Below are 12,468 nucleotides of genomic sequence, written 5' to 3'. Positions count from 1 at the left end.
AAAACCATCTCCTAATAACTAAAATCTCAAAATCCTATTTTTTACTTCTCTCATCTATAATTCTCTTCGCCTTATGAGTTGCTCTTGGAAGTTCTCCATCTTTTAAGATAAGCACTTCTGCAGGTTTAACACCCACTCTAGCCTTTAGAGCCTTAGATATCTCTAACTTCAATTCTTCATTTGTTTCTGTATTGCTTGCAGCTTTCTCTACCTCAACTGAATATTTAGTTGTAAAATCTTTATCAGAAACTCTTATTAGATACTCTCCTGTAAGTCCTTTCATTCCACGTATAACATATTCAACATCACTAGGAAATACATTAACCCCAGACACTATAAACATATCATCCTTACGTCCTACTACATGAATTCTTGTGTGAGTACGTCCGCATGAGCATTTGCTTCTATCAACATAGCCCACATCGCCAGAACGAAAACGAATCATTGGACGTGCATGTTTTCTTAATGTTGTAAATACTAATTCTCCTACTTCTCCATCTTCCAATGCTTCTCCAGTATTTATATCAACTACTTCCACCAATACATGATCTTCAGCTATATGTAAGCCATCATGAACTTCACATTGAGCTGCGCAAGCTCCAAATATGTCTGATATTCCAAAGAAATCATATACTTTTGCATCCCACAATTCTTCTATAGCCTCTCTTGTTGCCTTTATTGAACCTCCAGGTTCTCCTGCAACTATAATTTTATTTATAGCTAAATCTTTTGCTGGGTCTATTCCTTTCTTCTTTGCTGTTTCTCCTAAATACCAAGCATATGATGGTGTAGTCCATATCATTGTAGGTTTATATGTTTCTAAAATAAAAAGTAATCTTTCAGATGGAATAGTACCTGCCCATATACATAAAGCTCCCAAATTTTGGGCACCTATTACATCTGGACCGCCTACAAATAACGAAAAGTTTAATGCATGTACATACCTATCTGTTTTCCTCATTCCTGCTTGATAAAATAATCTACTCTCTACTTCTTGAAATTCATCAAAGTCCTTCTTAGTAAATGGACTCATTGTTGGTACACCAGTTGAACCACTAGAAGTTGATATAAAAACTATATCTTCTTCAGGTACTGCTGATAATTCTCCTACAAAACTTCCTACTCCTTGAGTCTCTCTTTCTGTTTGCTTACTTATAAATGGAAATTTTCTTAAATCTCTTAAAGATTTTATATCCGTCGGTTTTACATTTGCTTTATCAAAAGCTCTCTTATAATAAGGAGAATTATCGTAAGCAAAACTTATAATCTCCTTTAATTCTTCTAATTGTAATTTTTCTAACTCCTCTCTAGGTAAAGTTTCTAATTCCTTATCCCAATATTTTTCTTCTGTATCTTTATTAAAATCTGTTACTGTCATTTTATTACTTCCTTTCTGTATTCAAACTATTCATATATTTTTACTATGAATTAATTCTATTTTTTATTTTGCAATATTAATTATTTCTTATTTATTACTTTCGCTATACCATCTCCTATAATTTGAATCAACTGTACTAACACTATAAGTATTATTACGCATACTATCATTACATCTTGTTGATATCTTTGATATCCATATCTATAAGCTAAGTCTCCAATTCCACCGCCACCTATAAGTCCTGCCATTGCTGAGAATCCTAATATAGATATTGCAGTTACAGTTATATTTTTAATTAATGCTGCAGCCGCCTCTGGAATCAATATCTTTAATATTATGTTCACCTTCTTAGCTCCTGATGCTATTGCTGCTTCTATAACTCCTCTATCAACCTCTGAAAATGATGCTTCTGCAAGCCTTGCGAAAAAAGCTATAGATGCTATAGATAATGGAACTATTACTGCTGTAGTTCCTATCTTTGTTCCAACTATTAAAGCAGTTAACGGCAATAAAAATATCATTAAAATCAAAAATGGAATGGATCTAACTACATTTAATATGACCCCTAGTATGGAATTAATAACTTTATTTTTTACAAATAACCTTTCTGACGTTAAATATAAAAACAAACCTAATAGTCCACCTATTAATACTGCCGCTATAAGAGAAATTAATACCATATATCCTGTTTCGCTTAACGATCTTTTTATTAAGTCTAATATCTGATTATCAAATTTAAACATCTCTTATCACCTCTAATCTTTCTGTTTTTTCTCTCAAGTACTCAATAGCTTCTTCTACTACTTCTTTGTTTCCTAATACATTTATATATAATATTCCTATTGGTCTACCACTTATATATTCAATCTTGCCATGAAGTATATTAAATTCTATATTATATTTTGTAGACACGTTAGATATTAAAGCTTCTTCTGCATTTTCATTTAAATATGTCAATTTTAGAATAGGTCCTTTTGATATATCTATAATTTCTATTGGAATCTCAAATTGTTGAGTATGTCCTATTAAATGTTTAGTAAATTCTTCTTTAGGATTAGTAAATACATCATATACATTTCCTTCTTCTATAATTCTTCCATCCTTCATTACTGCAACTCTATCACATATTTCTTTCACTACCTCAAGTTCATGAGTTATTATTATTATAGTCACTCCTAATTTTTTATTTATATCCTTTAATAATTTTAATACTGAATTAGTTGTTTCTACATCTAAGGCTGATGTTGGCTCATCACATAGTAGTATATTGGCATTATTAGCAAGTGCCCTTGCTATGGCTACCCTTTGTTTCTGTCCACCAGATAAATTAGATGGATATTCATTTATTTTTTCTTCAAGTCCTACAAATTTTAAAAGTTGTTTTATTCTAGCTTCTGATTCCTTTGAAGATTTTCCAGATTCTTTTAATACAAATTCTATATTTTTATAAACTGTTTTGCTCTCTGCCAAATTAAAATGTTGAAATATCATTCCTATATTCTTTCTTAGATTTCTAAGCTCTTTGCCAGAATACCTCTCAACGTTTTTACCTCCAATTATTATCTCACCACTATCTATAGATTGAAGATGATTTATTGTTCTAAGAAGAGTACTCTTACCCGCTCCACTAGAACCTACTATTCCATATATTTCTCCACTTTTTATTGATAATGAAACATTATCTATTGCCTTAAATTCTTTTTTTCTATTATTAAAACTTACATTTATATTTCTTAACTCCACCATTAATATCACCTACCTTATATATCACCCTCTTCAATTAATAATTTTTAGGTCTTGAAAATGATACATATTGACTATTTTTATCTTCTATTACTGATTTAAATTCATTTGACTTAACAATTTCTTTTATATCTTTTACAAATTGTGACTTTTCATCTTCTGTTCTAATTGCTATTACATTAAAATATCCTTCTTGTATTTCTTCATTATAAAGTGCATCTGATAAATTAAGTCCTCCACTTATAGCATAATTGCCATTTATAACAACAGCTCCAACACTATCTAAAACACTTACCATCACTTCTGCTCCAACTTCTGTAAATTTTAATTTTTTAGGATTTTCTTTTATATCATCTATAGTTGCTTTTGCTGGATCTATATTTTCATCTAAATCTATTATTCCTGCTTGCTTTAAAACTCTTAATGATCTAGATAGATTAGTATCATCATTAGGTATTGCTATAGTTTCACCTTCTTCTATATCATCAATATTCTTATATTTATCTGAGAATATTGCCATACCTGCTGTAGGTATCTCTGTTATATAAGTAAGATCTAATCCATGTTCTGATTTAAAATTGTTTAGATAAGTTGAATGTTGAAACATATTTAAATCTATTTCTTTATCTGCTAAAGCATTGTTAGGTTGTACATAATCTGAAAACTCAACAATTTCCACTTTATATCCTTTTTTCTCTAAGGAGGGTTTTATTGCTTCTTCAAACATATCACCATAAGGTCCTGCACATACACCAACTTTTAAAGTTTTATTATTCTTTTCTTCACCTCCTTCTTGGCATGCTATTAATGAAACACTTAAAATTGTTAATAAAAATAATTGAATTAATTTCACTAATTTTTTCATTTTTATTTTCCCCCTTTAAAATAATTTATTATGTTTCACATTATATACTTATATAACCATATATGGTAATATATATTTTTTATATTTTGATATAATCAAAATATATTATAAGCAAAATTTATATCTGTTTATTGAATATAATGAAATTTTATCCATATAAATGTTTGCTAAAATACCTATCTCCTCTATCAGGAAACAAAGTAACAATATTTCCACTATCTATTTTAGCTGCTAATTTCAATGTAGCAGCTAGTGCTGCACCAGATGAAGATCCTGCAATGATTCCTTCTTTTTTAGCAAGTAACCTTGTAGTATCAAATGCTTCTTTGTCTGTAACCTTTATAACTTCATCAACTAAAGACATATCCATAGTATCTGCTATAAAATCATTACCTATTCCTTCTATATCATAATCAGCATGTTCTCCTCCTCCCATAGTTGATCCAACTGGATCCGCTAATATTCCTTTTATATTAGGATTGTTTTCCTTAAGATATCTGACTACACCTGAATATGTTCCTCCACTCCCTGCACCTGCTACAAAATAATCTATTTTTCCTTTCATCTCTTCATAAATTTCTTTACCTGTAGTTTCATAATGAGCAAGTGGATTATACGGATTCTTAAATTGCTCTAGAGATATTGCCCCTTCTATTTTAGCTTTTATTAATTCAGCTTCCCTTGCTGCTCCTAACATTCCTTCTTGTCTAGAAGTATTAATAATTTCTGCTCCTAATGCTTTCATCAAATCTTGTTTTTCTTCTGAGAACTTATCTGGCACTACAAATATCACCCTATATCCTTTATTTAGTGCAGCCATAGCTATTCCAAGACCAGTATTACCTGCTGTTGCTTCAACTATCGTACTCCCTTTATGAAGAATTCCTCTTCTTTCTGCATCTTTTATCATATATAATCCTGTTCTATCTTTCACACTTCCAGATGGATTCCATAATTCTAACTTGGCATAAATATTAACATCTTTTTTATTATCTAAATAATTTAATTTAACTAACGGAGTATTGCCTATAAGTTCCTTCATTTCTTCATATATCATTGCTTTCTCCCTCTTTCTATTGCATTATTTAGATCATTTATAAGGTCTTCTTTGTCTTCTATTCCAACAGACAATCTTATTAATTTATCTGTAATCCCTACTGCTTTTCTTATATCTTCTGGTATAGATGCATGAGTCATTGAAGATGGATGGCATATTAATGACTCCACACCTCCAAGACTTTCTGCAAGAGATATAATCTTAAGTCCTTCAAAAAATTCTCTTATATCATAATTATCTTCTAACTCAAAGGATATCATTGCTCCTGCCCCATCAGCTTGTCTACTCTGAATATCATATCCTGGATCTTGTTCTAGTCCTGGATAGTATACATTTTTAACCGCCTTGTTATTTAGAAGCCACCTTGATATTGCCTTAGCATTTTCTTCATGTCTATCCATTCTTACACCTAGAGTTTTTATACCTCTTATAAGTAGAAATGAATCAAATGGTTGCAATACTCCACCAGTAGAATTCTGTATAAAATATAACCTCTCAGCTAATTCATCATCATTTACTACAACAAGACCTGCAATAAGATCACTATGACCGCCTAAATATTTAGTTGCACTATGAACTACTATATCTGCGCCTAATTCTAAAGGTCTCTGTAGATATGGAGTCATAAATGTATTATCAACTATAAGTAGTTTATTATGTTTGTGAGCTACATTTGCTACTAATCTTATATCAGTTACAGTCATTAGCGGGTTAGCAGGGCTTTCAACTAATATTGCTTTTACATCAGCATTATTAACTGCTACATCTAACTTTCCTTCATCTAATGTATCTACAATTTCATAGCTTATTCCAAAATTATCAAAGATATTATTTAATACTCTAAATGTACCTCCATAAACATTCTTAGATATTAATATCTTATCCCCTGTTTTAAATAATGTAAGTACTGCAGTAATTGCAGCCATTCCTGAAGCAAATGCTAAACCATAGTTTCCATGCTCTAACTCTGCTATTAACTTTTCTAAGGCTTCCCTCGTAGGGTTTCCTGTTCTTGAATATTCATATCCTTTATGTTTTCCTAATGATATTTGTTTATAGGTAGATGTTTGATATATTGGAACATTTACCGCTCCTGTTCTTTCATCTCCATCAATTCCTCCATGAATTAGTATTGTTGATTTTTTGTTTAATTCTGACATTTTCTTTTCCTCCTAGTAATTTAATATATTTTTTTCTGCTAAAACAAAATTAATATTTTCATATGCTTTTAAGTCATCATATCTTGCATCTAAATATTTTTCTTGTATAACTTGTGATGTTACATAATCACTTATATGAAACCCAACCTCATTAAATTTTTTGGCAAGTTCTCTATAATTCATTCCCCCTTTCATTTCTTCTCCTAATGCACTAGTTATATCTTCAAGTGCACTCATTCGGCTATTCATAATCCCTCTCTTAACTATATCCTTATCAGGATAGTCAAAAACAATTTGACTTTCACCTTTAGCTACTTTAGATATACTCTTCAGCGTTTCTGCAAATGTGTCTAATGTTAAATAATATGTCACTCCAAGTATTGCAAAAAACGATTTTTTCTTAGGATCGAATCCTGAATTCAATAATACATCTTTTATATTTTGCTTTTCAAAATCTATAGATATAAGTTTAGTATTTTTATTTATATTCCAATTTAACTGCTTAATCCTTTCTTTTTTATAATTCTGAGTATCTATATGATCCAACTCAAATACATCTATATTTTTATGATTATTTCTAAACATAAAACTATCCAATCCAGCTCCACATATAACATATTGAATCTCTTCATTTTCATCTGTATTAAATTCTTCTAACTTTGTCTCTGCAAATTTCATTCTTGCTAATATAATTGGTGAAATTAATTCATTTATAAATCCATCCCACGTATCTAGCGTAGGAATCTCCCAACACTTTTGGCTTAGAATTTTAATTATTTTATTTTTTACATTGTTATATTCTTCCTTGCCTAGTAATTCATAAGCATAATAATCATCATATATAATTTCTTTACCACACTTTGAATGATGAGCTCTAGCAAAAGCACATATTTTAGCAGTAACACTAGCTTCCCCACTAATCATTCTAATCATCCTTTCCTCACTTTTCTGTACACTTTCAAATTATGTTATAAAACAATATAACCTCCTAAAGAGTAAAAAAATAGGGCAGATGCTTTTTCCTTGCATCTGCCCTTTCTCTATAAAGGTAATAACAAATCCATCAATAAGATTTTATGCATGAAAAGAAGCTATAGTAATATATAATTGTATTACTACAGCAACAACATGTATTATTGTTAAATATATTAACTTGTGTATTCTTTTCATTAATTATTGATGTATTCATAATTTCCCCTCCATTTCCTAGTATTTTAATATGTTTTGTATATTTTATATATTACACGTAATTTCTGTATATGTCAACATTTTTTGTAATTTTTTATTTTTCCAGTAAATTGTCTACCTTGTCTCTTTTTAATGCTTTCATTATAAATATAGCTATTATCATAGCTACTCCTTCTGCAATAGGGAAACTCGTCCATATTATTGTAGTAGCATTATTTAACTTGGTAAATATATAAGCAAGTGGTAGTGCTATTATTATTAATCTTAGCAAAGATACCACTAATGAAGTAAGTCCTGAATCTAATGCTTGAAATATTCCTTGATAAGCAATATTCGCTCCTGCAAATAGATAACCTAATGTAACAATTCTTATAGATAATATACACAAACGATGAGTTTCTTTTGAAAGTGTAAAAATTCCTATTAATTGATTTGCAAATAATTGAAGTCCAACCAATCCTATCGCCATAATAATAAGTGTATATATTATCCCATATTTTATTCCTTCTTGAACTCTCTCCTTATCTCTCATACCATAATTAAATGATACAATAGGAATTATTGCATTATTTAATCCAAAAGCTGCAAAAAACACAAACTGTTGAATTTTATAATATACACCATAAGCAGTTACTGCTGCCCCTGACACTATTCCGAATATTATATTTACTCCATAAGTCATAATAGACATAAGTGCTTGCATAATTATTGCGGGTAGTCCTACCTTATATATTTGACCTATTATCTTTTTCTCAGGCTTTATATATTTAAAACTTGCATCTATATCTTTATTATATTTATAATGGAATATACAATCTAAAATAAAAGATACCATTTGCCCTATTACTGTAGCATATGCTGCACCTTTTATCCCCATCTCAGGAAGACCAAAATATCCAAATATGAATATAGGATCTAATATTATATTAGTAACTGCTCCTATTATCTGTGCTATAGTACATAATGTAGTTTTACCTGTTCCTTGTAATAATTTCTCATATATTGTATATAAAATTACTCCAAAAGATAATATTGTACATATACTTAGATATGATTGTGCCATATCTATGACTATTGGGTCTGAAGTTTGAGATTTTATATATAGATTTACTCCAAATATTCCAAACAATAAAAATACTATATACATACATATTCCTAAGAATATTGCATTACCTGCTATCTTACTAGCTTTTTCTCTATCCCCTTGTCCTAAACTTCTTGCAAGTAAAGCATTTATACCTACCCCTGTTCCAACTCCTACTGCAACAATTAACATCTGAATAGGAAATGCTAGAGTTAATGCATTAACTCCATACTCACCAATACCAGTTATATTACCAGAATCCTTCATACAACTTACAAAATAGCTATCTACTATATTGTATACTGCTTGCAATACCATAGATATAATCATTGGTATTCCCATTTTTAACATTAAACTTTTTATAGGTTCTTCACCCATCTTATTTTTTGATACTGCTTCCATCTTATCCTCCATTCATTTATATATATTAAATAAAATCACCAAGAAGAGCAAAAAATGCGTAAACCCAAATCAAATAAATGACCTGGATTTACGCATTCTGCAACACGGTAATATTATATTTTCTTTTCACTAAGTGGTATTATATCACTTTATAGAATTTTTTGTAAGTATTTTTTTAGTCAAACTAGTAACTATATTTTACTAGCATATGACATAATAGTTCCGCCTTGTGCCCCGCATTCTTTTATTTCTTTTATATTATCCGGATTAATTCCACCTATTGCATAAACAGGAATTGTAACACTACTACATACTGCTTTTAAGAAATTTAGTCCTCTAGGTTTAAGTCCTTTCTTGCAATCTGTCTTATATATATGCCCAGCTGTAATATAAGTTGCTCCTATATTTTCTGCTTCTATTGCCTCATCTACTGAATGGATAGATATACCTATCTTGTTAAAAAATTTAATTTTTTCTCCAAGTGTTCTTGCTATGTGCAAAGGTAAATGAATATTCTTATAATTAAGTTCCATTGCTACATCTACATAAGAATGTAACATAAGTTCTATATTATTTTCTCTACATATATTTATTATCTTAATTGCAAGTTGTCTATATTGATCTATATCCATATCCTTCTCTCTTAATACTATTGCTATAGGCTTTTCTTTAATAATACGTTTTATCTGTTCTTCTATAGATCTTGCATACAAATGTCTATTAGTTACAACCAAAAAATCTCTATACATACACATAATCATTCATAACTGGTTGAAGTCCTCTCTCTACTATAGCTTCCTTAACCTCAGCTACAGTTCTTCCATCAGATATCTCAAATTGAGCATCTCCCTTATCTTCAACCTCTTCTACATGACTTCCTATTCCAGTGCTAACTCCAGCAGATATTTTAGTTGCAGCAAGACCTATTATATTATTCCTAAATCTCTCACACTCTCTAGTTGATATTGTAATACTTGCAAATGGCATAAATATACGATAAGCAAGAATTACTTGCAATAATTGTTTTTCATGAACATCTTTTGGATTAATCTTATCATTATTTATAATAGGTCTTAACCTAGGACATGAGAATGCAATCTCTGCTTGTGGATATTTTCTCTGAAGTAAATAAGCATGCATGCCAGTTGCAAAAGCATCCTTTCTAAAATCATCTAAACCTAAAAGAGCAGCAAATCCTACACCTCTCATTCCACCTTTTAATGCTCTCTCTTGTGCATTAAATCTATAAGGGAATATTCTCTTATGTCCTTCTAAATGTAATGTTTCATACTTATCAGAATTATATGTTTCTTGAAATACAGTAACATAATCTGCACCACACTTATGTAAATATGCATATTCATCAGAATTCATGGGATATACTTCTAATCCTACCATTTTAAAATATTGCTTTGCAATCTTACAAGCTTCTCCTATATACTTAACATCTGATACCTTACGGCTCTCTCCTGTAAGTATAAGAATCTCTTCTAATCCAGTCTTACTAATAGCTGCCATCTCCTTATGAATCTCTTCTTCATTCAAAGCAGCTCTACGTATTTTATTATGACAATTAAATCCACAATATATACAATAATTTTCACAATAATTAGCTATATATATAGGTGTAAACATATATACTGAATTACCAAAATGTTTTCTAGTTTCTACTTTAGCTCTTTGTGCCATTTCTTCTAAACATTCTTCTGCAGCTTTAGATAATAATGCTTTAAAATCTTCAAGATTAAGATATTCCTTACTTAAAGCTCTTCTTACATCATTAACAGTATATTTATTATAGTCATAATCATTCATTTCAGATATTACTTTATCCATAATATCTGATTCTAATACTTCCATTCCCTCCATATATTCCATATGGTTTATTCTCTTATTATCCATAATATTATCTTCTCCTAATCTACTATAAATCCTGTTAATGGTGATGAAGCATCTGCACCTTTAATTAATACTCTTCCTAATCCAGACAAATAAGCTTGTCTTCCTGCTTCAATTGCTTTCTTAAATGCACTAGCCATAGATACAATATCTCCAGCAGTTGCTATAGCAGTATTTGCCATTACTGCATCTACTCCCATTTCCATAGCAGCACAAGCTTGAGATGGACTACCTATTCCTGCATCAACTATAATAGGTAATTCTATTTCATCCACCAATATCTGTATAAATTCTTTAGTACATAATCCCTTATTACTACCTATTGGAGCTGCAAGTGGCATGATACAAGAAGCTCCTGCGTTATATAAATCTCTAGCTACATTTAAATCTGGATACATATAAGGCATTACAATAAATCCTTCTTTAGCTAATACTTCTGTAGCTTTTATAGTTTCCATATTATCTGGTAATAGATATTTGCTATCACGAATTACTTCTATCTTCACAAAGTCTCCACATCCCATCTCTCTAGCTAGCCTAGCAATACGAATAGCTTCTTCTGCATTTCTTGCACCTGATGTATTTGGTAATAATGTAATTCCACTAGGAATATGTTCTAATATATTTTCTTGTCCTGAGCTATTTGCACGACGTACTGCTAGAGTTATAATCTCTGCTCCTGCTTCATTTATAGCAGCATTAATAAGGTTTAGATCATATTTGCCTGATCCTAATATAAAACGTGAATTAAATTCATGTCCTCCAATTATTAATTTATCATCATTCATCATTTAACTTCCCTACCTATCTTGTAATATTAATTCTATTATTGTATTTGCTTCATGGTTTGCACATATAGCAACTCTAGAAGAAACAAGCTTGTTCTCTATTGCTACATCTGATTCTCTATCGCCGCATAGATAGAAGTTATCATTTATCTTCTGCGTAATTATTAAATTGCTTCTACCAAAGCCAGCCATTCCAGAAGCTGCTACTATAAATCTATCATTGTAATTTGTTTGTGAGAAAAAAGCATCAATTATAAGTGACTTTGCTTCTGGTTTATCAAATGCTTCACATATAATACCATCTAACTTTACTAACTCAGATACATTTTCTTCAGTAACCTTAGTTGTTATTATCTCTATATTTACATAAGGATTAATCTTAAGTAGATTATCTTTCAGTGCTTCTGTTTTATACATTCCTACCTGCTCTAAAAAATATTGTTGTCTATTAAGATTAGTTAAGTCCACTTTATCATAATCTATAAGTCTTAAATGCCCCACTCCACATCTTGTAAGTGCAACTGCTACATTAGATCCTAATCCACCTAATCCAAATATATTTACTGTTGCTCTTTCAAACTTTGCTTGATTCTCTTCACCATGTCTCATAGCCAAAGCTTCATAAAGTTTCTCCTTAGATACAATCTTATTCACAATTATCAGCCTCCTCCTACAAATGTTACTACTTCTAACTTATCTCCATTTTTCAATATTGTTTTATCATAATTACATTTAGGGATAATTTCCCCATTTAACTCTATTGCTATTCTAGATAAGTTATATCCTTCTTCTGCAACTAAATTAGCAATTGTCTTATTAGCTGCTTGTAATTCCTTTCCATTAACAATAACCATAACTTTCACCTCCTATATTTTTCTTTTTTTACTCTATAACTAATGCTATT

At 30.1% G+C, this 12,468-nt stretch carries 14 protein-coding genes; all 14 read right to left on the bottom strand.

Annotated elements, in window-relative coordinates:
* Nucleotides 1–34: 34 nt before the first annotated feature.
* Nucleotides 35–1,378, bottom strand: coding sequence for a phenylacetate--CoA ligase family protein (locus tag KQI77_RS01965; protein WP_216387762.1), 1,344 nt, complete (start codon nt 1,376–1,378; stop codon nt 35–37).
* A gap of 80 nt (nt 1,379–1,458) precedes the next feature.
* Nucleotides 1,459–2,121 (bottom strand): methionine ABC transporter permease, encoded by a 663-nt coding sequence (locus KQI77_RS01960; RefSeq protein ID WP_216387759.1) that lies wholly within the window; start codon nt 2,119–2,121, stop codon nt 1,459–1,461.
* The gene (locus tag KQI77_RS01955; protein ID WP_216387757.1) at nt 2,114–3,124 is read right to left on the bottom strand and encodes a methionine ABC transporter ATP-binding protein; all 1,011 of its coding nucleotides are present in this window, start codon (nt 3,122–3,124) and stop codon (nt 2,114–2,116) included. The genes KQI77_RS01960 and KQI77_RS01955 overlap by 8 nt, the downstream gene beginning before the upstream one ends.
* 34 nt (nt 3,125–3,158) lie before the next feature.
* On the bottom strand, nt 3,159–3,986 hold the full coding sequence (locus tag KQI77_RS01950; protein ID WP_216387754.1) for a MetQ/NlpA family ABC transporter substrate-binding protein: 828 nt from the start codon (nt 3,984–3,986) through the stop codon (nt 3,159–3,161).
* 148 nt (nt 3,987–4,134) lie between these two features.
* A complete protein-coding gene (locus tag KQI77_RS01945) occupies nt 4,135–5,043 on the bottom strand; it encodes a PLP-dependent cysteine synthase family protein (RefSeq protein WP_216387752.1) in 909 nt (302 codons plus the stop codon).
* A complete protein-coding gene (locus KQI77_RS01940) occupies nt 5,040–6,203 on the bottom strand; it encodes a PLP-dependent aspartate aminotransferase family protein (protein WP_216387749.1) in 1,164 nt (387 codons plus the stop codon). Before KQI77_RS01940 ends, KQI77_RS01945 begins: the two co-directional genes overlap by 4 nt.
* A gap of 12 nt (nt 6,204–6,215) precedes the next feature.
* Complete coding sequence (locus KQI77_RS01935) at nt 6,216–7,136, bottom strand: SAM-dependent methyltransferase (protein WP_216387746.1); 921 nt, start codon at nt 7,134–7,136, stop codon at nt 6,216–6,218.
* A gap of 130 nt (nt 7,137–7,266) precedes the next feature.
* Nucleotides 7,267–7,392: a hypothetical protein gene (locus KQI77_RS13135; protein ID WP_301281668.1), complete on the bottom strand. Its 126-nt coding sequence runs from the start codon at nt 7,390–7,392 to the stop codon at nt 7,267–7,269.
* 93 nt (nt 7,393–7,485) lie between these two features.
* Nucleotides 7,486–8,877 (bottom strand): MATE family efflux transporter, encoded by a 1,392-nt coding sequence (locus KQI77_RS01930; protein ID WP_216387743.1) that lies wholly within the window; start codon nt 8,875–8,877, stop codon nt 7,486–7,488.
* A gap of 191 nt (nt 8,878–9,068) precedes the next feature.
* Nucleotides 9,069–9,626, bottom strand: a complete 558-nt coding sequence (locus KQI77_RS01925; protein WP_216387740.1) for a thiamine phosphate synthase — start codon at nt 9,624–9,626, stop codon at nt 9,069–9,071.
* Complete coding sequence (thiH, locus tag KQI77_RS01920) at nt 9,619–10,779, bottom strand: 2-iminoacetate synthase ThiH (RefSeq protein WP_216387737.1); 1,161 nt, start codon at nt 10,777–10,779, stop codon at nt 9,619–9,621. The genes KQI77_RS01925 and thiH overlap by 8 nt, the downstream gene beginning before the upstream one ends.
* A 14-nt stretch (nt 10,780–10,793) precedes the next feature.
* A complete protein-coding gene (locus KQI77_RS01915; protein ID WP_216387734.1) occupies nt 10,794–11,564 on the bottom strand; it encodes a thiazole synthase in 771 nt (256 codons plus the stop codon).
* 12 nt (nt 11,565–11,576) lie between these two features.
* Nucleotides 11,577–12,218, bottom strand: coding sequence for a sulfur carrier protein ThiS adenylyltransferase ThiF (gene thiF, locus KQI77_RS01910; RefSeq protein WP_367397263.1), 642 nt, complete (start codon nt 12,216–12,218; stop codon nt 11,577–11,579).
* 5 nt (nt 12,219–12,223) lie between these two features.
* Nucleotides 12,224–12,418 (bottom strand): sulfur carrier protein ThiS, encoded by a 195-nt coding sequence (thiS, locus tag KQI77_RS01905; RefSeq protein WP_216387731.1) that lies wholly within the window; start codon nt 12,416–12,418, stop codon nt 12,224–12,226.
* Nucleotides 12,419–12,468 lie beyond the last annotated feature (50 nt).

The organism is Clostridium sp. MSJ-8, assembly GCF_018918325.1.
Classification (GTDB): domain Bacteria; phylum Bacillota; class Clostridia; order Clostridiales; family Clostridiaceae; genus Clostridium.
The sequence above is the reverse complement of the archived record's forward strand: the minus strand, read 5'-3'. Positions and strand labels throughout refer to the sequence as shown.